Origin of the sequence: Shewanella sp. DAU305 (assembly GCF_026802235.1) — a bacterium.
Taxonomy (GTDB): domain Bacteria; phylum Pseudomonadota; class Gammaproteobacteria; order Enterobacterales; family Shewanellaceae; genus Shewanella; species Shewanella baltica.
On the sequence record NZ_CP113808.1, the window covers coordinates 17,661 to 42,158 of the forward strand.

19 protein-coding genes and 4 tRNA genes are annotated in these 24,498 nt (G+C 45.5%); 15 read left to right on the forward strand and 8 right to left on the reverse strand.

Features of this window, described 5'->3' with window-relative positions; translation table 11 throughout:
* Position 1 precedes the first annotated feature (1 nt).
* From OX890_RS00035 to OX890_RS00060, 6 genes are read left to right on the forward strand one after another with little or no spacing between them, the layout of a single operon-like run.
* Positions 2 to 2,179 (forward strand): type I secretion system permease/ATPase, encoded by a 2,178-nt coding sequence (locus tag OX890_RS00035; protein ID WP_006084409.1) that lies wholly within the window; start codon positions 2 to 4, stop codon positions 2,177 to 2,179.
* A complete protein-coding gene (locus OX890_RS00040) occupies positions 2,176 to 3,558 on the forward strand; it encodes an HlyD family type I secretion periplasmic adaptor subunit (protein WP_063884674.1) in 1,383 nt (460 codons plus the stop codon). Before OX890_RS00035 ends, OX890_RS00040 begins: the two co-directional genes overlap by 4 nt.
* A 29-nt stretch (positions 3,559 to 3,587) precedes the next feature.
* A complete protein-coding gene (locus OX890_RS00045) occupies positions 3,588 to 5,006 on the forward strand; it encodes a TolC family outer membrane protein (protein ID WP_006084411.1) in 1,419 nt (472 codons plus the stop codon).
* The gene (locus OX890_RS00050) at positions 5,006 to 5,614 is read left to right on the forward strand and encodes an OmpA family protein (RefSeq protein WP_006083436.1); all 609 of its coding nucleotides are present in this window, start codon (positions 5,006 to 5,008) and stop codon (positions 5,612 to 5,614) included. The genes OX890_RS00045 and OX890_RS00050 overlap by 1 nt, the downstream gene beginning before the upstream one ends.
* A gap of 19 nt (positions 5,615 to 5,633) precedes the next feature.
* Positions 5,634 to 6,341, forward strand: a complete 708-nt coding sequence (locus tag OX890_RS00055) for a transglutaminase-like cysteine peptidase (protein ID WP_268649893.1) — start codon at positions 5,634 to 5,636, stop codon at positions 6,339 to 6,341.
* Positions 6,342 to 6,349: 8 nt separating this feature from the next.
* On the forward strand, positions 6,350 to 8,269 hold the full coding sequence (locus OX890_RS00060; protein ID WP_268649894.1) for a bifunctional diguanylate cyclase/phosphodiesterase: 1,920 nt from the start codon (positions 6,350 to 6,352) through the stop codon (positions 8,267 to 8,269).
* Between the two features lie 655 nt (positions 8,270 to 8,924).
* On the opposite strand, the gene OX890_RS00065 is transcribed toward OX890_RS00060, so the two are convergent.
* The 4 genes from OX890_RS00065 to OX890_RS00080 all read right to left on the reverse strand — a co-directional run bounded on the left by OX890_RS00065 (position 8,925) and on the right by OX890_RS00080 (position 9,373).
* A tRNA-Pro gene (locus tag OX890_RS00065) sits at positions 8,925 to 9,001 on the reverse strand.
* A 56-nt stretch (positions 9,002 to 9,057) separates the two neighbouring features.
* Positions 9,058 to 9,134 (reverse strand) — tRNA-Pro (locus OX890_RS00070).
* A gap of 33 nt (positions 9,135 to 9,167) precedes the next feature.
* Positions 9,168 to 9,243, reverse strand: a tRNA-His gene (locus tag OX890_RS00075).
* A gap of 53 nt (positions 9,244 to 9,296) precedes the next feature.
* Positions 9,297 to 9,373: transfer RNA gene (locus OX890_RS00080), tRNA-Arg, on the reverse strand.
* A gap of 206 nt (positions 9,374 to 9,579) precedes the next feature.
* On the opposite strand from OX890_RS00080, the gene OX890_RS00085 reads away from it, so the two are divergent.
* Positions 9,580 to 12,228 carry a sensor domain-containing phosphodiesterase gene (locus OX890_RS00085; RefSeq protein ID WP_126492978.1) on the forward strand — a complete coding sequence of 883 codons (2,649 nt, stop codon included), beginning with the start codon at positions 9,580 to 9,582 and terminating at the stop codon, positions 12,226 to 12,228.
* A gap of 47 nt (positions 12,229 to 12,275) precedes the next feature.
* Here OX890_RS00085 and rep read toward each other — a convergent pair whose 3' ends face one another.
* Positions 12,276 to 14,288, reverse strand: coding sequence for a DNA helicase Rep (gene rep / locus OX890_RS00090; protein ID WP_006084415.1), 2,013 nt, complete (start codon positions 14,286 to 14,288; stop codon positions 12,276 to 12,278).
* A gap of 234 nt (positions 14,289 to 14,522) precedes the next feature.
* On the opposite strand from rep, the gene ubiK reads away from it, so the two are divergent.
* The 3 genes from ubiK to OX890_RS00105 all read left to right on the forward strand — a co-directional run bounded on the left by ubiK (position 14,523) and on the right by OX890_RS00105 (position 15,640).
* On the forward strand, positions 14,523 to 14,777 hold the full coding sequence (ubiK, locus tag OX890_RS00095; protein WP_006083441.1) for a ubiquinone biosynthesis accessory factor UbiK: 255 nt from the start codon (positions 14,523 to 14,525) through the stop codon (positions 14,775 to 14,777).
* 96 nt (positions 14,778 to 14,873) lie between these two features.
* Positions 14,874 to 15,218 carry a hypothetical protein gene (locus OX890_RS00100; protein ID WP_126492980.1) on the forward strand — a complete coding sequence of 115 codons (345 nt, stop codon included), beginning with the start codon at positions 14,874 to 14,876 and terminating at the stop codon, positions 15,216 to 15,218.
* Between the two features lie 74 nt (positions 15,219 to 15,292).
* Positions 15,293 to 15,640 (forward strand): hypothetical protein, encoded by a 348-nt coding sequence (locus tag OX890_RS00105; protein ID WP_071940603.1) that lies wholly within the window; start codon positions 15,293 to 15,295, stop codon positions 15,638 to 15,640.
* Here the strand turns inward: OX890_RS00105 and OX890_RS00110 are convergent.
* Positions 15,637 to 16,809, reverse strand: a complete 1,173-nt coding sequence (locus OX890_RS00110) for a winged helix-turn-helix domain-containing protein (protein ID WP_126492982.1) — start codon at positions 16,807 to 16,809, stop codon at positions 15,637 to 15,639. The two genes, OX890_RS00105 and OX890_RS00110, sit on opposite strands and share 4 nt — an antisense overlap.
* A 249-nt stretch (positions 16,810 to 17,058) precedes the next feature.
* Between OX890_RS00110 and OX890_RS00115 the strand changes: the two genes are divergently transcribed.
* From OX890_RS00115 to OX890_RS00125, 3 genes are all read left to right on the forward strand, one after another.
* The gene (locus OX890_RS00115; RefSeq protein WP_012588743.1) at positions 17,059 to 17,565 is read left to right on the forward strand and encodes a hypothetical protein; all 507 of its coding nucleotides are present in this window, start codon (positions 17,059 to 17,061) and stop codon (positions 17,563 to 17,565) included.
* A gap of 207 nt (positions 17,566 to 17,772) precedes the next feature.
* Positions 17,773 to 19,251: a cell envelope integrity protein CreD gene (gene creD / locus OX890_RS00120; RefSeq protein ID WP_126492984.1), complete on the forward strand. Its 1,479-nt coding sequence runs from the start codon at positions 17,773 to 17,775 to the stop codon at positions 19,249 to 19,251.
* Positions 19,252 to 19,373: 122 nt separating this feature from the next.
* Positions 19,374 to 20,156 (forward strand): phosphatase PAP2 family protein, encoded by a 783-nt coding sequence (locus OX890_RS00125; RefSeq protein ID WP_268650637.1) that lies wholly within the window; start codon positions 19,374 to 19,376, stop codon positions 20,154 to 20,156.
* Positions 20,157 to 20,209: 53 nt separating this feature from the next.
* Here the strand turns inward: OX890_RS00125 and OX890_RS00130 are convergent, their stop codons facing one another.
* Positions 20,210 to 20,935, reverse strand: a complete 726-nt coding sequence (locus tag OX890_RS00130; RefSeq protein ID WP_012588746.1) for a substrate-binding periplasmic protein — start codon at positions 20,933 to 20,935, stop codon at positions 20,210 to 20,212.
* Positions 20,936 to 21,127: 192 nt separating this feature from the next.
* On the opposite strand from OX890_RS00130, the gene OX890_RS00135 reads away from it, so the two are divergent.
* Both OX890_RS00135 and OX890_RS00140 read left to right on the forward strand, forming a co-directional pair.
* Complete coding sequence (locus OX890_RS00135; RefSeq protein WP_006083449.1) at positions 21,128 to 21,628, forward strand: Lrp/AsnC family transcriptional regulator; 501 nt, start codon at positions 21,128 to 21,130, stop codon at positions 21,626 to 21,628.
* A gap of 368 nt (positions 21,629 to 21,996) precedes the next feature.
* Entirely contained in the window at positions 21,997 to 23,361 is a 1,365-nt protein-coding gene (locus OX890_RS00140) for a sodium-dependent transporter (RefSeq protein ID WP_268649896.1), read from the forward strand.
* A gap of 102 nt (positions 23,362 to 23,463) precedes the next feature.
* Here the strand turns inward: OX890_RS00140 and OX890_RS00145 are convergent, their stop codons facing one another.
* Positions 23,464 to 24,465: a substrate-binding domain-containing protein gene (locus OX890_RS00145; protein WP_107402821.1), complete on the reverse strand. Its 1,002-nt coding sequence runs from the start codon at positions 24,463 to 24,465 to the stop codon at positions 23,464 to 23,466.
* Between the last annotated feature and the right edge of the window lie 33 nt (positions 24,466 to 24,498).

Consider the following 24,498-nt stretch of genomic DNA (forward strand, 5'->3'; position numbering starts at 1 on the left):
GGTGTCAGCTGCAGCTTCTGAAAAAATTGACCAATGGACCATTTCAGCCTCGCAAAGAGTCTTAGTGGATCCGCTGCTGGATTGTTTAGTGTTACTCACTGAGCATTTTGGCAACCCGTGCTCAAGCGACTCGCTTGCGGCAGGTTTACCTTTGTCAGGTGCGGTATTAACACCCGATTTATTACCTCAGGCCGCATCGAGAGCTGGCCTAGCGGCGAAGTTATCTCGAAAAGGCTTAAACGAAGTATCACCCATATTGCTTCCTTGCATTTTGTTATTAAAAGACAAGAAAGCCTGCATATTGCGTGAACTTGATGTTGAGTCCGATAAAGCGATTATTCAATTACCCGAGACAGGTGGTGAAGAGACGCTGACAATTGAGTCGCTTGAAGCCTTATATGTGGGATATTTATTCTTAGTTAAACAAGAATACCGTGGTGACATGGGCTTTGATGTTTATCTACACGATAATAAAACCCACTGGCTAGTCCAAACCTTAAAAGATTCTGCCCCCATTTATCGCGATGCATTAATCGCTTCTGTATTAGTGAATTTGTTCGCCTTAGTTTCACCTTTATTTATTATGAACGTGTATGACAAAGTCGTGCCCAATCTTGCCTTTGAATCCCTGTGGGTGTTAGCGATTGGCGCTTCTATTGCTTATTTATTTGATCTTGTCATGCGTCAACTCAGAAGCTACCTGATTGATGTAGCAGGTAAAAAAGTAGACATCATCGTCTCTTCTCGCCTCTTTGCAAAAGCGATTGGTATCCCCTTAGAAAAACGCTCCCCCAGTATTGGCGGTATGGCAAAACAATTAGGCGAATTCGATAACATCCGTGAGATTTTAACCTCGGCGACGATCACAACTTTAGTCGATCTGCCCTTTGCGGTATTTTTCTTAATTATTATCTACATCGTTGCTGGCGATCTCGCCATTGTTCCAGTGATCGGTGGCGCCATCATTATTGGCTTTACGCTTTATATTCAACCTAAACTCAAAGCCGCTATCGAAGAAGGCAATAAATTTTCAAGCCTGAAACATGGGCATTTAATCGAGAGTTTATCGGCACTAGAGTCAATCAAAGCCAATGGTGCCGAAGGGATAGTACAAAAAAGCTGGCAACAAATGATAGGCCACAGTGCCAACTGGCAATTAAGGTCAAAAAAGCTATCTAACTCAGTATCGAACGTGGCTAACTTCACAGTGCAATTTACCGTTGTTTGTGTGGTGATTTTGGGCGTTTATCGCGTGGCCGATAATGCGATATCGATGGGCGGAATTATTGCAGCCGTTATGTTATCGAGCCGTGCTATTTCACCTATGGCGCAGCTTGCAGGCCTAATGACCAGAGCAAATCACACTGCCAGCGCACTGCGTCAGCTTAATGAAATTATGACTCAAGAAGATGAGTTTGAAAATAAAGGACATTTGGTTAGCAAACAAAGGCTAATAGGCAAAATCAATGCTGATCATGTCGGTTTTGGTTACCCTGGGTCAGAAAAACCTGTACTTCATCCTATGTCATTGACGATTAATCCCGGCGAGCGTATTGCGATTATTGGCCGCAATGGTTCAGGTAAAAGTACCCTTGCTAAGCTATTGGTTGGACTATTTCAACCGACAGCAGGAAGCTTGCGTTATGACGGTTTAGACTCGGCACAAATCCATCCGAGTGATTTACGCCGTAACTTTGGCTACTTGCCCCAAGATGTCACCCTGTTCCACGGTTCGATTCGCGACAATATTTTATTTGGTACCCGCCAAGTCACTGAACATCAGCTAATCCGTGCCGTACAACTTTCTGGAGTGAGTCAATTTACCAACCTAGAAGCAGAGGGGTTAGACCAACAGGTCGGCGAAGGCGGCATGTCGCTCAGTCGCGGACAAAGACAGACCGTTGCCCTTGCTCGTGCCACACTCAATGACCCTCCAGTGCTATTGATGGATGAGCCCACCGCCAGCTTGGATGCGCGCGCAGAACAACAATTTATTCGCTCAATGCAGAATGTCAGCAAAGACAGAACCTTGATTCTTATTACCCATAAGATGCATCTGCTGCAGCTTGTTGACCGTATTATCGTACTCGAACGCGGCCATGTGGTCGCCGATGGTCCCAAGGCAGAAGTGTTAGAAAAACTCAATTTTGGCCTCGTGAATGGAGAAGCTAAAAGATGAGTAAAAATTTAACCGCAAATGACTTAGACATGGTTGATGATGTCTACGGCGCCATGATGACGGACGCTCCCAGCGGACACAGGTTAATCATATGGGCACTTGCAGCTATGGTTGTGTGTTTTTTACTGTGGGCAGGTTTTGCTAAATTAGACAAGGTCACCACTGGGACGGGGAAAGTCATCCCCTCATCACAAGTCCAAGTCATCCAGAGTTTAGATGGCGGCATAATGCAAGAACTCTACGTTCAGGAAGGCGAAATGGTGATTAAAGGGCAACCTTTAGTACGTATTGATGATACTCGCTTCCGCTCCGACTATGCTCAACAAGAGCAAGAAGTTTTTGGCTTAAAAACCAATGCTATTCGTATGCGCGCCGAACTCGACAGTATCCTCATATCAGACATGACTTCCGACTGGCGCGAGCAAGTACTCATTACTAAAAAAGCATTGGTATTCCCGGAGAATATTATTGCAGCGGAACCGGCCTTAGTTAAAAGACAACAAGAGGAATACAACGGACGCTTAGATAACTTAAGTAACCAGCTTGAAATCCTAGTCCGTCAAATTCAACAAAGACAACAAGAAATTGATGATCTCGCGTCTAAAACAACGACATTAACCACCAGTATGCAGCTGATCTCCCGTGAGCTTGAACTCACTCGGCCTTTAGCTAAAAAAGGTATCGTGCCTGAAGTTGAACTGCTCAAGCTCGAACGCACGGTGAACGATTTGCAAGGCGAATTGAATTCAATGCGCCTACTGCGCCCGAAAGTCAAAGCGGCGATGGATGAAGCCATCTTAAAACGCCGTGAAGCCGTATTCGTTTATGCCGCCGATCTACGCGCACAGCTTAATGAAACCCAAACCCGCCTGTCTCGCATGAATGAAGCACAAGTGGGCGCACAGGATAAAGTCAGCAAAGCCATTATCACCTCACCAGTCAATGGCACCATTAAAACCACTCACATCAATACACTAGGCGGCGTTGTGCAACCTGGAGTCGATATTATCGAGATAGTGCCATCGGAAGATCAGTTACTGATTGAAACCAAAATCTTGCCTAAAGATATCGCCTTCTTACACCCAGGATTACCCGCAGTGGTAAAGATTACCGCCTATGACTTTACTCGCTATGGCGGCCTTAAAGGGACAGTTGAACATATCAGTGCCGACACATCCCAAGATGAAGAAGGCAATAGCTATTATCTCATTCGAGTCAGAACCGCAGAATCCAGTTTAACCAAAAACGATGGCACACAGATGCCAATTATCCCGGGAATGTTAACTTCGGTTGACGTTATCACGGGGCAAAGATCCATACTTGAGTACATTTTAAATCCAATTTTAAGGGCTAAGGACACAGCGCTAAGAGAGCACTAAGCCTTTTTTTATAAACCGGGAGGTTGGTCATGAAGACTTCAGCAAGACGACAATTTCAATGTTCAAAGATAGCCATAGTGCTGTCATTGATCCTGTTACCTTTATCGGCTCAAAGCCAGACGTTAGAACAAGCCGTTGCACATACGCTTGATACGAACCCTGATTTACGGGTTGCCTTTAACCGCTTTAAAGCGCGTGAAGAGCAAGTTAATCAAGCAATCGCAGGCTATATGCCGACGATTGATGTCACTGGTGGCTACGGTTACGAACAGACAGACAGTGTGTCGACCCGTAGACGACCTAACGTCGGTGAAGTTGATAGCAAAGGGGTGGCAGAATTAAACCGCGGAGAGTTTGGTGTTAGCTTAAAACAAATGCTTTTCGATGGTTTCTATACCAGCAGCGAAGTTGATCGTTATAGCTTTGAAGCCAGCGCAGACCAATGGGCGCTACTTGCAGCGGCTGAAGATATGGCACTCGATGTCAGTAAGGTCTACCTCAACTATTTACGCACTGATGAAGTGCTAAAATTAGCGGAGAAAAACCTTAACAGCCATAAAGAAATTTATGACCAAATCAAGCAACGTACTGATTCAGGTTTAGGCTCAATTGCAGATCTCTCCCAAATCACGGGACGCTTAGCGCGGGCCAATGCCAACGTGATTTCTGCTCGTAACAATTTACTTGATGCAAAAGCGCAGTACATTAGAATTGTAGAGTCGGCACCAGCAGACTTAATCTTACCAGTGCCCGATGCAGATATGCTGCCAAAGGATCTAAGCTCAGGCATTATCGAAGCGCAGGAGAATCACCCCATACTCAAATCTGCAGCGAATGATATCCGTGCAGCAGAGAATGAACGCTCTTCAGTACAATCTAATTACTATCCTCAGGTTTCTTTAGAGCTGAATGGTAATTGGAATAATGATGTCGGCGGCGAAGATGGTATCTCTGGCGCAGGAGCCTTCCGCAGTGATGTGGGTGGCTATAGCAATGATTTAATGGCCATGGTTCGAGTAAAATATAACTTATTCTCGGGCGGTAAAGATCTTGCCCGTGAGAAAGAAACGGCCTACAAACTTGGTGAAGCCAAAGAAATCCGTCAACGTGCCCAGCGCGAAGTCGTTGAAGGCGTCAACCTGGCTTGGAACGCTTTTGAAATGCTTGCGCCGCAAAAACAATACATTCGAGATCATGTTGTGGCCGCAAAGGATACCCAAACAGCCTATGCGCAACAGTTCAACTTAGGTCAACGCAGTCTACTCGACTTATTGGATACCGAAAATGAGCTCTTCGAAGCACGTAAAGACTACTTACAAGCCGAATATGACGAGATCATCGCTAAGTATCGCGTGCTAAATTCTACTGGACGCTTATTAGACTCACTCAGAGTCACCAGACCTGAAGCATGGCGTGGTGAGCGCAACTATGAAGGAGGAGCTAACTAATGAAAACTCTCACATTTTTTCTCAGTGTCACTCTTTTAGCTGGTTGTTCAATGCGCGATACAGTTAATATTGACGAAATGACCACAACCCAAGCCTATGATCTATCTGATAAAGATGGTGATGGCGTGATAGAGGCCCGTGAACGTTGCAATGATACCGCGCAAGGGGCTGGCACAGACAACTATGGCTGCGGCAAAATCAAAGCGATAAACGAGCGAAAAGAAATAAATATTTTATTTCCTAATGACTCTGCATATATCGCACCTGAGTATTATCCTCAGATAGAAGAAGTTGCCATTTTTCTTCGTCAGTATCCAACGACCAAAGTGACGATTGAAGGCCATACTAGTCGCACAGGCACCGATGAGCGTAATGCGGTATTATCGCAAGATCGTGCAAATGCGGTGACTGCTGTGTTAGCCGAACGCTTTAGTATTGATAGAAGTCGATTAACTGCAATTGGATATGGCTCTAGTCGCCCTGTTGTTTTAGAGCAAACACCAGATGCTGAGATCCGTAACCGCCGTGTCGTGGCTGAAGTGACCGGTGATGATACGGCCACGGACATGAAATGGACGATTTACTCGGTCGATGACAACACACAATAAAGGACTCACACATTAGGTTATGAACGGCAGACTTGGTTATAAACATTCATTATTGCGAGTCTGCCGCTTTAGCCTCATAGCGTCAGCCTTAGGCATATGCTGCCTATATGCTGCCCCCACACAAAACCTTGATGAAGGGAAGATCACTTCAACCCTTGAAAAACATTATGGTGAGCGTGCAGGGATGCGAGCTAGGGCTTGGTTCAAAGTTTTATCGGAAGCAAGTACGCTAAATGAAAAAGAAAAGCTATTGAAAGTAAACAACTTTTTTAACTTATTCCGCTTTATTGATGACAGTAAATTATGGGGTGAGTCAAATTATTGGGCAACGCCGATGGAGTTTATTGGCGTGAATGGTGGTGACTGCGAAGATTTTTCGATCGCTAAATACTTTACCTTGCTCCAACTTGGCGTGCAAGAGGACAAGATGCGGATCACTATGGTTAAAGCGACTACGGTGAATCAATACCACATGGTATTGGCTTACTATGAGACACCAGCATCGATCCCCTTAGTTCTCGATAATCTCGATCATGAAATAAAGCCCGCCACCAAAAGAAAAGATCTACTACCTGTTTATAGCTTTAACGGTAAACAGTTATGGCTCAATAAAGAGCAAGGTCGAGGTGTACTAGCGGGTTCGTCAACACGGCTAGAAAAATGGAACGATCTTAACCATAGATTAGGTGTTGACCGCCTTAGACAACCAAAATTAAAACTGGAGTAGCACCAAAAATGACACTGTTTAGACAGATTTATTCGCTGCTTTTTAGCCTATTTTTGCTCGTAGTTGCAAGCCTTGGCTATGTGCAATTTACTGAGACTCAAAGCTTTTTAACCAAGCAAATGGAGTCAGATCTAAACAATGCCAGTACTTCACTTGGTCTAATGCTTACTCCAGCACTTCAAGCTGGCGATACCGCAGCGGCAGAAACCTTAGTGAATGTCATCTTTGAAGGTGGCTATTATCAAAATGTAAAGCTGACATGGATGGTGGATGGTAAGCAACAAGAGTGGAATAACCCTTTAAGAATTGAAGATGTACCTCAATGGTTTATCAATTTAAATCTATTTAAAACCATCAAAAAACAAAGCACTATCACTTCTGGCTGGTTGCAACTCGCGCAACTTGAGATCACCGCTCATCCTGGGTTTGGTTACCATGAGCTGTGGCGAATCATGTCCAATACGATCATTGCCTTCTCTCTACTTTTCCTCGTCGCCATTTTTACCGCAAGAATTGGTTTAACGTGGATATTGAAACCTCTACACACTTTGTCGGAACACGCGAAAAGTATTGCGGCACGCCAATTTGGCCCAGACATGGCATTACCTAAGACCACTGAATTGAAAGACTTAGTGACCGCATTTAACAGTATGTCGGCGCAGTTGAAGCAAGTGTTTCATTCCCTCGACGAAGAAGTCGGCGCATTACGTAAGAAGAATCTTGTCGATCCGGCGTCAGGCCTGCCTAACCGCCAATACGTAGTGAGCCGTTTAAATGGTTGGTTGAGTGAACCTAGCAGCGGCGCGTTATTTCTCGCTAAACTCGACTGGCTCGAAGAAGTGCACAGCAAATATGGCTACCAAGTTCGGGATGAAACCATACGGATCTTGGCAGAGAAGTTTCAGCTGCAGTTAAACGAAATAACACCTTCTGTTATAGGCCGCATTGCCGCCTATGAATTTGCATTTTTAGTGACTGATGTTGAACATGATCAAATCAGCAAATATTTACAAACGCTTATCCGCACCATCAACCAAGAAATGTCGAAGGCAGGCTGTAAGCCTAATGAAGACTTTGCGATTGGTATTGCGGAGCGTATTGGGCAAATGAATGTGTCGGATATTTTGGCCCAAGCCGACAACGCCCTTCAAAAAGCGTTACAAGAGAATAAAACATTCCATTGGTTTGAAACCACAGAGCAGCAACTATTCACCCGTGAACAGTGGCGGGATAACCTTAGCCATGCCATCAGTAATAAGAAGTTTAAGTTTAGATGGCAGCCTATCCAGTTTTGCGATGGGGATGGTATAGCGCAGCGGGAATTATATTGCCAATTAGAGCTAGGTGATCAACTCGCCCATGCAGGGCAATTTATGCCTTATATCGAGCTCTTATCTCTCGGTGCCTTGCTCGATAAATGCTTGATTGAAACCGTCTACGAGCAAAAACTACTAGAGCGTAGCTATGAACCGCTCGCGATTAACTTAACCCACCAAAGTATTAACGATCCTCACTTCCATGAGTGGCTCAATCACTTCTTACGTAATGCCGCATTTATTGAGCGGATCTGCTTCGAAATACCTGACGCAGGCGTTTATAGCGATCTTAAGTCGTGTCAGCACTTATGTAACATTATTCGAGATAATGGCGCTAAGTTCGGCATTGATCACTTTGGCCGTCAGTTTGGCTCTATGTCTTATCTACAGGAATTAAGACCGAGTTATGTGAAACTCGATCAATCCTTCGCCTACTATGATGAGACACACCATAATAGTGAGCTCTGCCGCGCGCTAATCAACGTAGCGAAAGGATTAGATATTCAAGTCATAGTGACGGGTATTCAAGAAAAAGCTCAGCTAGAGCGCTTTAACGAGCTTAGAACTGATGCCTATCAGGGCTTTATCGCCCCTCCGGTGAGTCTTGATTAAGCCGAATTAAGAAGTGATATTAAAAACAAAAAGCTCCGTAAGGAGCTTTTTGTTTTTCTAACGACAGAATGCCTATATCGATACCGTTGCACATCTGTATTGCCTACATAGAGTTTAAGCAAACGCATAAACAATTTCTATATGAAGCTACATTGCACAAGTGGCAAAAAGTCCCTGTGTATTGATTAAGAATGCTGAGACGTTTCTGCTTATCTGTTCGATGCGTTGAATTTGGTCGATACGTTGAAAGCGCGAGGATTCGGCATCTTCTTCTTTCTAAGAAGAAGGCTCTTAATACCAATAAAGACAAGCAAACCGCAGATGCAAAAAAGCCCCAGTGTATTAATTAAGAATGCTGAGGCTTTTTTACTTATTTGGTCGATGCGCTGAAAGAGTGAGGATTCGATCTCTGCTTTCTGGCAATAAGGCTTCTAATGCCAATCAAGACAAGCAAACAGTAGATGCAAAAAAGCCCCAGTGTATTCATTAAGAATGCTGAGGCTTTTTTTACTTATTTGGTCGATGCGCTGAAAGAGTGAGGATTCGACCTCTGCTTTCTGGCAATAAGGCTTCTAATGCCAATCAAGACAAGCAAACCGCAGATGCAAAAAAGCCCCAGTGTATTCATTAGAATACTGAGGCTTTTTTACTTATTTGGTCGGTGATAGAGGATTCGAACCTCTGACCCTCTGGTCCCAAACCAGATGCGCTACCGGGCTGCGCTAATCACCGTAAACTGTTCACTATTTACTTAACTTACATTAAGCTCGCTAGCTATGCGAAAAATTTGGTCGGTGATAGAGGATTCGAACCTCTGACCCTCTGGTCCCAAACCAGATGCGCTACCGGGCTGCGCTAATCACCGAGAATATCAATCTTTATATCAAAGTAAACGAAATGGGGTGACTGATGGGGCTCGAACCCACGACAACCGGAATCACAATCCGGGACTCTACCAACTGAGCTACAATCACCACTGACTTTCACTTATCTTGCTAACCTAAAAGCTCACAACTCTGTTCGGAATTGGTGCGCCCAAAAGGATTCGAACCTTCGGCCTCACCCTCCGGAGGGGTGCGCTCTATCCAGCTGAGCTATGGGCGCTCGCCTTGGTTAGCGCCGCATATACTAGGGTCAAATCCCCTTTGAGTCTATAGCTGTTTTGCACTTTTTTTACTGACTGCTCAAGTTTTATCACATTAGCTGACTTTTAAAGCAAAATGCAGCCAAAATATGACTTGGATGTTACAGTATTTCATGCTAATTATAGAGATTGGTAAAAACAACCCTATATTTAACTAGTGAGTATCATGTTTAAGGATGAAGATGAAACTGGCCAGCCTCGTATAAATGAAGCTGAACGCTTACGCAAAAAAATTATTCGCTTAAAACAATTAGCGCATAAGTATAAGCATGCTGAGATCATTCAAAACGCATTACTCGAAATATCCAATATTGCGACCCATGCTTCTTCACTCGAAGAATTCTATGTCGGCGTGCATAGCCACCTAAAACAACTCATTCCCGCTGATAATTTTTTTATTTCAACCCTCGATGTCAGCACGGGCGAGCTTGCTATCCCTTTTTTCGCCGATGAGAAAGACGCACATCCTGCTGAGCTTTATCCTGAACAATCCTTATCAACATTACTACAGCAGGGATTAACGGGCTACGTTCTCAGAACGGGTAAGGCTTTGTTATGTGATGATGACAAAGTCAATGAACTGATTGCCGCAGAGGAAATTGTTAACTTAGGTTCTCCCTGCCATTTATGGCTTGGCGTACCCATCAAACACGATGACATAGTGACTGGCGTGTTAGTCGTGCAAACCTACGACACGAATGTCAGTTATGGTGAAATCGAACTCGAGTTAATGACCTTCATTTGTCACCATATCTCAGGAGTAATGGAACGGCTCAAGCATCAGGAGCAATTAGAACAAGCCATCCAGCAAAGAACCAGAGAACTCAGCCAAGCCTACGACAAATTAAAACTAGAAGTCTATGAAAGACGCAGAGCTGAGCGCTTACAAAAATCACTGTTTGAGATTGCCGAACTAGCCAGTTCCAGTGCCGACAACCCAGACTTTTATGCCCAATTGCATAATGTCATTCGACACCTCATTCCCGCCAACAATTGCTATATCGCGCTTTTGGATGACACAGAAACTCATCTCACGTTCCCCTTTTATGTCTCGCAATTAGCCAATAAGCATCCAGGAACTCGGCCGCTACAGGATGGCTTAACCGAATATGTACTCAAACATAAGCGCCCATTACTGTTAGATCAAAATAGTATCAATGCGTTAATTGCCTCTGGCGAATTGTATTCCCAAGCGCCAGCGTTAAACCACACTCAAACTATGCATCAATGGATTGGCATCCCCCTCTTTATCCATGATCAAGTACGTGGTGCCTTGACGATTTACAGTTTTAGCATGACGCAAAATTACCAAGTCAAAGACTTAGAATTACTGACATTTGTCTCGCAACACATTGGTTCTGCTATTGAGAAGAAACTGTCCGCAGAGTCCTTGCAACGCAGTTATGAAGAGCTAGAAGAAAAAGTCATCGACCGCACTAAAGCGTTAGCCGAACTCAATCAAAACCTTGAAAAAGAAATTCAACAACGCCGCAGTATGGAAGCTAAGTTAGTCCACGACGCTAAACATGATGCGCTCACAGGCTTGCCTAACCGCGCTATGTTTATGGAACGCTTATCTCAAGCCATTAAGCACGTCCGTCGCCATAGCTTAGAACAGTTTGCCCTGCTCTTTATCGATCTCGACCGCTTCAAACAGATTAACGACACTATGGGGCACTTAGAAGGCGATAAATTCTTAATCGAGACCGCAAGCCGCCTCAAGTCCTGCATTCGTGATAACGATACATTAGCGCGTCTGGGTGGCGATGAGTTCGTCATTCTGCTCGATAGTATTAACAACATCAACGACGCAAGAGACGTATCAGAAAGAGTGATCCAAAAAATATCCCAGCCCTATCGACTCGGCACGATGGAATTTAACTCTGGCGCCAGTATCGGTATCACCATCAGTGGTAAACATAAAGTCGATACCAGTGAATCTATGTTGCGTAATGCAGATACAGCCATGTATCAAGCGAAAGCCAACGGTAAGGGCTGCTATGTTATTTTTGATGATAACGCCCAACATCAAGTCATGCAGGATGTCGAGTTAGAAACAGAATTTAGACAGGCATTACACCATGCCGAAATCGAACTAAGTTATTTACCTGTCGTCGATTTTAACACTGGTCAAGTGCATGCATTAGAAAGCCGTCTGTTCTGGCAACATCCACAGCGTGGACTTTTACAACAAGAACAACTCAGTGCACTTGCTGAACAATCACATCTTACCGTTGAACTCGATAAATATACGATCAGCATCATAGATCGCACTTATGCTGAACTGCTCAAGCAACATGATGAATCTATTGAATTACATGTGATGCTTTCGAGCCAACATCTCAAGCATAAGCACGTACTGCGCAGTTTGAAAAACACCCTCAAGCAGACCCAGTTAAACCTGAGCCATTTGTGGTTATTCTTTAATGAAAAAGCGCTAGTGCAGGAGACTGAGAATCATATCAATGGCTTTGAATTGTTGCAGAAACTCGGGGTAAAACTCGGTATCAGTCATTACGGTAGCGGCTATAGTGCATTAAATAGCTTATTGTTTTTGCCGATTAAAGGCTTAAAGCTCGACGCCAATCTCACTAAACAGATACACGCTGAACAGCAGCTTAAATTAATGTCCGCTTATCAAAAAACGGCATCAACCTTAGAACTGCAAACCTTTGTTGATGGCATTGATAGCCCTGAACAAAAACGTATCTTCAGTGAACTGGGTTATCAGCTGGGTCAGGGGGCTGCTTTAGCCGACACTTTTACCTTAAGTGACACCCAATCACAGATCTGTACTCAGCTCGAATATGCCTAGATAAAACCCGAGCGATTGACTTTAAATAACAGTAAGCGAAACGCTCGTTATTTTTTAAACATATCCCTTAAGCTAGAAATGTTGGCTCGCCCAGTCTGCATCCGCTCCTGTTCTGTCTGCTGTGGTTTACGATTTTCCCACACCACATCATCTTGAGGTAACTCAAGCAAGAAACGGCTCGGCTCACAACGCATGGTTTCACCAAATTGACGTCTTTCACGACAGAGGGTAAACCACAGTTCACGTTGAGCCCGAGTGATGCCCACGTAGGCTAAGCGGCGCTCTTCATCGACATTGTCTTCATCTATGCTGGTCTGATGGGGCAAGATCCGCTCCTCCACTCCCACCATAAACACAAACGGGAACTCTAAGCCCTTAGAAGCATGCAAGGTCATCAACTGCACTTGATCGCCGCCTTCGTCCTCACTATTGCGCTCCATCATGTCTCTGAGCGTCAGTCGAGTCACAACCTCAGGCAAGGTCATTGGCTCATCTAATTCATCACCCGCGAGCATCTCAGTTACCCAACGGTATAGCTCTGAGATATTCTTCATCCGCATTTCAGCGGCTTTGGCACTCGTGCTGGTTTCGTATAGATAATCTTCATAATTGATCTTACGGATCAAATGCTTCACAGCCTCGACAGGTTCACCACGCTCTGCATGATCCCCGGTCTCGACAATGAAACGACCAAATTGATACAGGGATGACATGGCCGCCGGCGGCAAATGATGATTGAGTTCAGGCTCAAAAATCGCCGCAAACATAGAAATATGCTTCTCATTAGCGAAATTACCTAAGCGCTCTAAAGTCGATGGGCCTATGCCACGTTTAGGCAAGTTAACGATGCGCAGAAAAGCATTATCATCATCGGGATTCACCACCAGCTTTAGATAGCCCATGATGTCTTTGATTTCAGCACGGGCGAAGAATGACGTGCCACCACTCAATTTGTAAGGAATGCGGTTCGTCATCAGCGCGCGCTCGAGTAACCGCGATTGATGGTTGCCGCGATACAGAATCGCATAGTCGCCAAACTGAGTACGGCCAACAAACTTGTGTCGCACAATTTCCGCGACCACACGTTCTGCCTCTTGCTCCTCGTTGGCGGCAAATAGCACCCGCAGCGGCTCCCCATAGGCAAGCTCACTAAAGAGCGCTTTATCGTAAACATGGGGATTGTTCGCGATAAGAATGTTAGCAGCCCGCAGGATCCGTTGACTAGAACGGTAATTCTGCTCGAGCTTAATTAACTTAAGCTGCGGAAAATCCGTACCCAATAACACTAAGTTTTGTGGTTTAGCGCCGCGCCATGAATAGATGGACTGATCGTCGTCACCCACTACGGTAAAGCGCGCCCGATCACCCACTAACAGCTTTACCATCTCATATTGGCTGGTATTGGTATCTTGATATTCATCCACCAGCAAGTATTGGATCTTGGTTTGCCAGCGGGTACGCACTTCTTCATGATGCCGCAACAATAAGGTTGGCATCAGGATTAAATCGTCAAAATCTAAGGCGTTATAGGCTTTCATGTGCTGGGCATAACGCTGATACAACATGGCAAATAAATGCTGCTGCTCATCTTTAGCGATCTTGCGTGCATGCTCGGGAATAATTAAACCGCCCTTCCAGTTTGAAATCGTACTGGCGAGCGCTTTGAGTAAATCTTTATCTTCGTCTAACTCGTCTTGGGTTAACTCTTTGAGCAGTGCCAAGGTATCTTGATCATCAAACAGCGAAAATCCCGGCTTTAAGCCTAAGACCTTATGCTCACGCTTAATGATTTCAAGCCCTAAGGTGTGGAAGGTTGAAATCCACAGACCTCTGGCCTCTTTGCGTCCCATGGACTGAGCGACCCGCTCTTTCATCTCACGGGCAGCCTTGTTGGTGAAGGTCACCGCCGCAATATTGCGCGCCTTATAGCCGCACTTTTCGACCAAGTAACCGATTTTATTGATAATTACGCGCGTCTTACCACTGCCCGCACCCGCCAATACTAGGCAAGGGCCTGAAACATAATGAACAGCATCGTTTTGGGCGGGATTGAGTTTCATCTTTGCGCAATATCCAAACAAGTCGACAGAAAGGGATGGGATCATAGCAGAATCGGCGGTTTTAAGGCTAACAAATCCCCGCTTGGGCTGAGCAGAACTCAACCCAATAGACATGCTTAGCCGTGATATAAGCCTCAACAACGACTCACTAAAGCCATAGCGCGTTAGCTTTACTTTTGAAACCTAACGCACTGAGTTACAATCGAGCTATTCAGTGAAGAGGCGGACAAGATTATGATCAATCCAAAGAAAATCGAAGAAATGGCGAAACAGCTGAGCGAAAGTTTGCCCAGCGGTCTGAAGCAATTTGCCGGTGAATTTGAAGAGCGCAGCAAACAAGTTCTGCAAAATCAATTACTCAAGTTGGATATGGTTTCCCGTGAAGAATTTGATGTGCAGCAACATGTGCTACTGAAAACCCGCGAAAAGTTAGAAGCGCTGCAAGCTCAAGTCAATGAGTTAGAAAAAAAGCTCAACGCTGCGGGCTAACTTACGTTACGCATATTGAATAAAGCACGGTGAGCGAAAGCGCAGCTGTGCTTTTTTGTTTTTAACGCTTCGAGCAGTGCGTCTCTTGGGGAAACAATGCAGCAACTCGCCAGCTATATTCTTGCGATTCATGGATATCCAAGCTTAGTGTCGGTAGTGAGCCATTCGAGTAAAAGCCATAGCTATCAAGATAACGACCTCACTATTCATGAAGTAGAAACGCTGTATCACTTCGATAATGGCGTGGTGATCTGCCTGCAAACCGAGCAAGATCAACTCATGATTGAGGCGACATCGGATAATGTTTGCGAAGACTATTGGATAAACTATCGAGTGATAGCATCGAACGGAATCGTTATTTCACCACAGCAGAAATCCTTCAGTAACCTTTGCCAACAGGGATTCTGGCTCAAAATGCAACGGGATCGTAGCTCAATATAGACCCGTAAAATAGACCAGCAAACCTGAGTGATTGATTGAGGCAAAGCGTCAACAGAGGGAAGACGATAAGCGTGATGGAAACCGCAGTGGAATTGACGACTTTTGAGAGCCTAATACGCTGGACATTACTCCTGCTTGGTGGCCTGCCGCTACTCACTTATCCCGGAGTGCTCCTCGCCAGTTTGATGGGACTGGCCAGTCAATCCAGTATCAAACCCGCTTTTATTTATCGATTGATGAATCAGTGTTTTCTGTGGGGCAGCTTAGTTTATCCCGCCGTATATATTCCCTGCTATCGCATCGCTAGCGATAGCACAGCCTCGTCACCCTTAGTCACCGCAGCCTTGCCACTGCTGTATCTCATTTTACTCTATGGTTGCTTTCGCTTTATGGACATTCCAATTAAAGCGACTGATGACTAACACTTTTGTTGGCGAGCATACTTCTGCTTAAGGCCTTTATGATTTGCTTTAACTAACTTCCAGCGATCGCAACCGTTAAAGCGGGCATATTCACTGACGGCGATATCAAACGCAGCACAGAAATCCTCATCTAGGCCATTCACCATCACGCCCGCTTCTAAGGTCAATTGCTGCAATAACAAGATGCCCGTTTGGCGATCGGCTTTCACATCCACGCGGCCGACAAAAGTATCGCGCCACAGAATCGCTAAAGAATAATAACCATACCGACGCTTTTCGGCGGGCACATAGACTTCAATTTGATAATCAAAATCAAACCATTGCTTTAGCCGTTGCCGTTGGATTAATAAATTATCGAAGGGATTTAGCAGCCAGACTTTATTGGGTAATGGCGCATGGAGCTGTAATGCAGGGTAGTAAAAGTAGCTTTGCCCCGCCGCCTTAAAACTCGCTAATCCCCCCTGTGACTGCATCTCTGCCAGCTCTTGGGCTACTGCTGATTTTAAGCCTTTGCGTAGATAAGCTATTTGCGCCGCAGTACCAAAGGCATGGGCATCGAGATAACGATCAATCAGATAGCGGGTAAATTCAGCCTCTGTCGGTGCTTTGGCATTTATGTCTTGTGGTAACACCCGCGCAGTAAGATCGTAAACCTTCTGGAATTTCTCTCGCCGCACCACCATCAGCTCACCACGCATAAAGAGCTGCTCTAGGGCTTTTTTCGCGGGTTTCCAATCCCACCAGGCACCGTTTTTACCTTCACTGTGTTCAAAATCACTGGCCTTGAGTGGCCCTTCTGCAAGGATTCGTGCCCGCACTTCTTGCATTACTTTATCGTCGGGCTCAAACCAATGCTTACCGCCATTTTGCAGCTGCAGTTTACGTTGCAAACTAAAACGGTAATCAGTGATCGGTAAATAAGCCGCCGCATGGGACCAATACTCGAAGATATTCCCCTTAGCTAAAGCCGAATCGAGCATCTTCGGCTGGTATCCTGGCATACGGCTATGCAACACATGGTGATGCGCACGCTCAACCACATTAATCGAGTCGATTTGCACATAACTGAGGCGCGAGACAGTCTCAGCCACCGAAGTCTGTGGCTGTAATAATCCTTGCTGCTGCATCGTTAATTGCAGCCATTCGTGGGGTGAAAAGGGATTAGACATCAAGTCTCCTAACGCAACGACTGGCAAAACATCAGGCCCAATATATAAACCCAAGTTACTGAAAATAAATCTGATGTACTTTATATTCTGCGAGTGAGCTTCTAAAATGCGCCGCAAACCAGCTCATGCAGCGCGCTCTTCGGATAACATAAGCCATTTATAACTTAACGGCTATCGCTTTACAGGCCTGCTAGTTTCACGACTCAAGGTCGCGCTAACCACGTACTGACGCCTCATTAAGGATTGATGATGAATATCTACTATCGCCAAGCACAACTCTGCGGCCGCAAAACGGGCAATGGCGCTAAGCTGCCATTTTTGATGAATATCTTGTATTCACTTGCGGCTAAAAATGGCGATCACCAGCCCTTTTCAATGGATGACATTAACACCGTACTATTTAATCGACATCAGTCGATTGGTTGCTCTATCAAAGCGCCGCTACCGATAGTGAGTTGGCGCACCGAAGCGATAGAGTATGAGTTATTCAAAGGCGAAGAGCTGGTGTACCTGCCCCAATGCATCATCTTTAGCAATGGCGCCATCGCCTATGTCATTGTCGTCATAGGTGATGAGTATGAGCTGCGTATTTGGCCCGATTACAGTAACCGTGAGCGTGAAAAACAGCACTGGTTTTCCCACCATGCCGTAGTCTATTCCGCCGAACTTGACGTCTTTAAGCAAAGCTTCGAAGCACTGCTTAAGCATATTCGAAAAGAAGACGACTATGAGGCAAAACACCCCAAGTTTGGCTAAAGCGCCATGCTTCTGAGTAACTCATGTATCGCTTAATATTTTAATTAACAGCCACTGCCATAATTTTGCCACTATTGATCAGCAACTTGCCCGCAACTCTTGTGGGGAAATCTGTTTTAATACTTGCCGTTAATGCTTAGCCTTCTTGGCGAAACATGGCATAAAAACTTAAGGCTCAGTACTGTATTTCATAGGGAATGAAATCACATGTTCAACATTATCGTGGGCGTCATCGCCCTATTCACTTTGGCATTATTTGGTGGTGCAGCCTACTTAGTCGTACGCGCACTACTAAAAAAATTCAATCGAGATCAAGGAATAGACATGGAATCGCCACAGGCACAGTCCTCAAACAGCAAAGGGACACCACTCGCCAAAAACACCACCCTATTGAAAGCGTTAACCATAGGCATACTGTCGATCTTAGCTATGATCCCATTAGGGATCATCATGGATATGACCTCAGATCGCGAAGCCTTGTACCACAGTGTTGTCGATGAAATTGGCCGTTCATGGGGCGAGCAGCAAACTCTCTCTGGGCCTGTGCTTGTCATTCCCTATAGCTATTTTGTGATGCAGGAAGAAGTCAGCGCCGATGGCAAAAATCGCCATCAAGTGAAGCGTACCTATCAAGATGAATTGGTCATACTGCCAAAAAAACTCAAGCTCGATTTAGATCTTAAGCATGACTTTCGTACTCGCGGGATTTATCAATCCTTAGTCTACAACGCTACTTTGCAAGGCAAGGCAGATTTCAGTTTAAGTCATTATGAAATCCCTAACCTCATTGCCTTTGATAATAAAAATGCGCGCCTCGCCTTTGGTGTTTCATCAAATCAAGCCATTGATAAAGTAGATAAACTTGAATTAACGGGTGATGCGGTCACGCTTTCAGGCTCGCTGATGTCGGGTACCGGATTAGGCAGCACAGGTGGTCTAGAAAAGGGCTTTAACCAAGGCGTACAAGTCGCCGAAGCCAGTGACTTTAGCGTGGACTTTGCGATGACACTGCGCGGTTCTCAGTCCATCAGCGCCCTGCCACTGGGTGAGCAAACCTTAATTAACATTCACGCCGACTGGCCACACCCCAGCTTTAAGGGATTGTTGCCCGCAGAGCGTGATATTAACGCGCAGGGCTTTACGGCAAGCTGGAATATCAGTCACTTAACCCGTAACTATCCTCAGGAGTTCATTAAGAGTAATCAATCGAGCCTGACCGAAGTATCGGCCAATGCGATTTTATTCGAACCTGTGACTCACTATGGCAAGATTGAACGCTCAGTGAAATATGGCCTACTGTTTATCGTACTGACTTTTATCATGTTGTTCATTTTTGAGCTTGGGCAAAAAACCAGCCTCAGCACGATTCAATATGTGTTAGTCGGCAGCGCCATGGCTTTGTTCTATTTGCTACTGCTGTCGCTGTCCGAGCATTTAGCCTTCTTGCATGCCTATTTAATTGCCGCCTGTATTCCCGTGTTGTCGGTATCTGCCTACGTGGGCAGTGCCACCGCAAGCATCAAGCGCGGTGCGATAGTGGGCATTATGCTGGTGAGTTTATATGCCGTGCTGTACTCGATACTGCAACTGGAAGACTACGCCCTGCTAATGGGCACAGGATTACTGTTAGTCGTCCTACTGATTTTGATGTTTGTCACAAGGCATCAACCCAAGAACACAGCGTAACAGCGCCCAACCGATCCACCCTTGAAGACCCCCGACAGCGCCACTTTTTGCTGTCGGGATTTTTTTATTGGCAAAGCCATTGCCGCGTTGTAGCCTATGGCGTTTATCAAGAGGCTTATATTTTGACCCATAGCGCCTATCTTTTCCGCCGTTTAGGTTTAGCCTGGTTATTGCTGGCAAGCATTCCAAGCTTACTGTTACTGACCCAAAATCAGTTGTTTCCACTGATCGATCTGCATTCTCACTTAGCCCGAACCTTATATTGGATTACCATGACGGGCACAGCGCCTTATGGCGTGGCCACTGTGTTGTTTGTGCTGGCTATCGCCTATCGTCTTATGCCTAAAGCCCTCTTTATGAGTTTGTTTTTAGCCATTAGTCTCAGCCAAGTCATCAGCTTAAGTGTGAGCCATACGCTCAAATCCTATTTTAAAGAGCCCAGACCTAATCTAGTCTTTTTGGCTAAGCAAGCACTGCCTACGGACGAACAGCTTTCACTCGATGCCTTTTATCAATTGGATAAACAAGGGCGCTCCAAGACAATATCCACTGCGCTCGATGGCTTAAAAGTGACGGAGCCTGAGATGAGACTCGACTCGCGCATTCACCAGCATTGGGAAGATGAAATTGGTTATTCATTCCCTTCTGGGCATACCATTTTTGCTGTGACACTGGTGCTCACGGCCAGTTACTATCTGCTGCTCGCAGGCCTACCTAGCGTTGCATTGGTATTATTGGGTTGGGGATTTTTGATGGGATTGAGCCGCATGCTGTTAGGGATGCACTGGCCACAAGATGTGTTGTTTTCGACCTTTTTAGCCGCCTTCATCAGCAGCTTGAGCGTGTTCTTAGTCAGTAAAATACGCCCTCTCACGCAAGCGCTCGTGAACGAGCCTGAACGCTAACCTCTGTAGTTGATCATCTCGATTCAGCCTTTCACTCAAATACTTAGGCCTTGCTAAGCACTGCCTAAGTATTTGACCACTAAGGTCTGATAAATCCCATTGGCCTTAATTTTTGCCAGCCCTTGATTAAAAGTATCCCGCGCCACTGAGTTGTGGAATACCATGCGATAGGATGTCGGCGGGAAAATAAAGTGATAGCTCAATGCTTGCTGGGTGTCGATATTGGGCTCAACAAACCGATTCAATTGAGTGAAGATATAACGGTCGGCAATCACAGTATTAATCCGGCCTAAGTACAACATACGATTTTGGCTTAATTGAGTATCAACTTCGCGATAAATCGTCTGTTGCGCTACGGCATTAAATTCAGCACCGAGCAATAGGCGAGCATTTTCAAAGGCCGCAATACTGTAGTTTTTTAGATCGGCAATACTTTTTATTTCAAGGTGTTGCGCAGCCAAGCTAATCGCCACATTGGTATAGTCGACATAATCATTAGACCAATAGCCATCGACACCATTTGCGGGATTCATGGTCATCACGGCATCTAATCTGTCTTTGTTGAAATATAAGACTTGGCGCTTACGAGAGTAAAATTTAAAGTTAACTGACTGGCCCATTTCCTTAAAGGCAGCCTTAATAATATCAATCTCAAGTCCCGATTCGGCATCTTCGATAATATAGGGTGGGCGATTTAACGCACTACCAATGGTTATCGAGGCAGGAAATGCATACGTCGGTAAGATTAATAGGCAGATTAACAGCAAACTCAAGCGCATACAGTGTCTCACTCTTATTAGTATTATAACTATAGCGGTAAATGGTGGGAGATCCAGACAGCGCGCCCCTCACCCACAGTCAGTAAGGGTGATCACTCTCCCAACTTTTAAATCCCGATTGACTCAAGATTTTTGGCAAACTTGGCTAAGGCTGGCAAACTAGGGGCAGACCCAGCCAACCCTAAGCTTTCGATGACAGAAACTCACCCATACAAACTCGATCAACTCGATTTAACCATTTTGCGTTTACTGCAAACCCACGGCAGATTGTCCAACCTCGAACTGGCCAATAAAGTCGGCCTGTCGCCGTCCCCTTGCTCGCGCCGTGTTAAAGCCCTAGAAGAAGCGGGCTATATTGCCGATTATGCAACGCGTCTGTCGGCGGATAAGTTCAACCTGCATTTGACTGCGTATATCCATGTGCGAATGGAAAAACACACGCCAGCAATCCTCAATCAATTTGAAGCCAATGTACTAGCCTACGAAGAAGTCCAAGAATGCGCGCTTATCACAGGTTCTGAAGCCGACTACCAACTTAAAGTGTTAGTACAAGATATGGCGCACTTTCGCACTTTCCTGTTAGATAAACTCACGACGAATGTGCATATCGCAGGTGTGCATTCCAGCTTTGTGTTGAAAAAGGTCAAGGACCACACGGCCATTCCCTTAAGCCATATCACCATTCAACCATAGGCTATGTAAAAGATACGGCGTTCAGACACAAAGTGCTGCGACATGACTCAGACTTATCCAGTCACAATCGTGACTCAAGTAAAGTCATAGCATCAAAATACCCACTAAGATTCTGCCATACGGTATTTTTTGACCATAAGATCACAATTCATTGCATTTTTATCATCGCAATTATTCGCTAAAGTGAGGTCGCGAGTTGTCGTCACTCGCAATATAGTCTCGCATAAAGCCTACTGGCGAAACACAACACCAAAATATCAGCAAAATGAGAATATAAATTGCCGATTAACATCATTTTAACGCACTAAAATTGCGTTGAACTTCTTGTTTATCCGCCTAAGATACGCCTTCTTTTTACGGGAGGCATAATGCAATCGGCCAATACAAGTTCGACTAACCACTTCAGCTCACGCTTAGGTTTTATCATGGCGGCAGCCGGTAGCGCCGTTGGTGTAGGTAACATCTGGGGATTCCCCACCCAAGCAGCCACCCATGGCGGCGGTGCCTTTTTACTGGTTTACCTGGTCCTGATTTTCATCCTAGGCATTCCCATGTTAATGGCCGAACTCATGATAGGCCGCCACGGACAGACCAATCCCGCCGATGCCATGGGCAAGCTCGGCTTCAACACCCTAACTCGCAATTTAGGCAAGGCGATAGGTTTGATTTCCATCGTCACAGCAGGATTGATCTATACCTTCTACAGCATTCTTTCTGGCTGGTTTGTCAGCTACGCCATCGCCCCGATTGCCACAGCTTTGGGCTCGAACGACACCGCAGCTTGGTTAGTGGATTTCTCGCTATCGCGCAATCTGGTGTTCACGCTGATCTTCAGCACACTCGTGTTTCTGGTATTGCTGCAAGGCGTGCAAGAAGGCATAGAAAAATGGTCGAAACGCTTGATGCCGTTATTGTTGATCATGCTGATCGCAGGCGTGGCGTATATCTTCACCCTTAATGGTGCGAGCGAAGGTATTACCGCACTATTAACGCCTAACTTTGCCAAGGCACTGGCGCCTGATACCTTGATCAGCGCGCTCGGACAAACCTTCTTCTCCCTCACCATAGGCACAGGTGCCATGATGGTTTATGGCAGCTATTTGAGCCAAAAAGAGAATATCGCCAAGCTGACTGTCTGGGTTGCCTTTACCGATAGTGGCATCGCCTTTCTCGCCGCTTTCTTGATTATCCCAGCCATGTATGTGGCCCAGCACAATGGCGTGGAGATTTTTAACGCCGAGGGTAAATTACTCGATTCGGATGCATTGGTGTTTACTGTTTTACCCGCTTTATTTTCGACCTTAGGATACACCGCCAACCTCATCATCAGCGTGGTGTTCTTTATTCTGCTGATCATCGCCGGCCTGACTTCTGCCATTTCCATCGCCGAAGTCCCGACTAGCTATGTGATGCAAAAATTCGGACTCAGTCGCCAGCGCGCCACCTTGATCATCGGCCTATTGCTGACCTCATTATCCCTATTACTGGCGGTATTTTTTGAGACGTTATTTAGCTTCACTATTATGCTCACCACTCAAATCGCACAGCCGCTGGTCGCCCTCGGCATTGCGATTTACTTAGGTTGGATTTGGCGCCAAACACAATTACTCAAGGCGATTCGTGGACAAGATGATGTTAATACCACAGGACTCTTCTGGCGCATTTGGCCAAGGTACGTGAAGTATGTGTGCCCAGTCCTGATTATCGCGATCGCTATCAGGCAATTTGTGTAACCCTTTAAAAAGCAAAAATCCCCGCTAAGTGCGGGGATTTTTCTCTGAAACTAAGCTACCGATTGACCTAAGCACCGAACTCATCGGCTCACCCACTAAAAATTAGAGCAGTGATTTGACCGTGTTACGGATCACTAAGCTTGGCTCTAATTGAATAGTCTTGCTAGCACCTGGATTATTAAGGCGTTCAAGTAATACTTCGACGGCTGTGCGCCCAAGCTGTTGTTTCGGCTGGTGAATAGTTGTTAATGCTGGCGTTAAATAGCGCGCTAATTCAATATCATCGTAGCCAATCACCGACAGCTGCGCAGGAATACTTACTCCCGCATTATAGGCCGCATGAATAAATCCCATAGCCATCATATCGTTACTTACAAACATCGCCGTTGGGAGTGTGGGGGCTTGCATCAAACACCCAAATGCAGCTTCGCCACCATCACATTCAAAGTTACCGCTTATTTGCCAGTGAGGGGGTAGCGGTAAATTCGCCTCTGTCATGGCATCGATAAAGCCAGCTAATCGTTGTTGAGAAGGGAGTTTATCTAATGGGCCACTGACACAGCCGATCTCTTTATGCCCTTGTTCAATTAAATAACGGGTCGCTAAATAACCACCTTGGCGGGAGTTATCTTGAATTTTATCGCATTGAAAATCTGTCGGCCCCCAATCCATTACCACTGTAGGCAAGTTTGGCTGACTGCTAAGTTGGGCAAAGGCGGGAGCCTCAGCCTCACTGCACATCAACAATAAACCATCTACTTGCTTTTGCAGTAAGGTGGACAAACTAAAACGAATACGCTCGGCATCACCCTCTGTATTACACAAAATCAAGCTATAGCCATTCAGATAACAGTGTGCTTCAACCCCTTTAACCACTTCGGCAAAAAAGGGATTAGTAGAAGTCGTGACCAACATGCCAAAAGTACGGGTATTCTTGGTTTTAAGACTGCGAGCTAATGCCGATGGCGCATAGTTGAGCTCTTTAACCGCGGCTAATACTCGATCTTTCACTGTGTCACTCACGAAGCGAGTGTTATTAAGCACATGACTCACTGTGGATGTTGATACTTGTGCGAGCCTAGCGATGTCTTTAATGGTAGCCATGGGCGTGCTTGAGGTTCCTAAATATCATTTAAC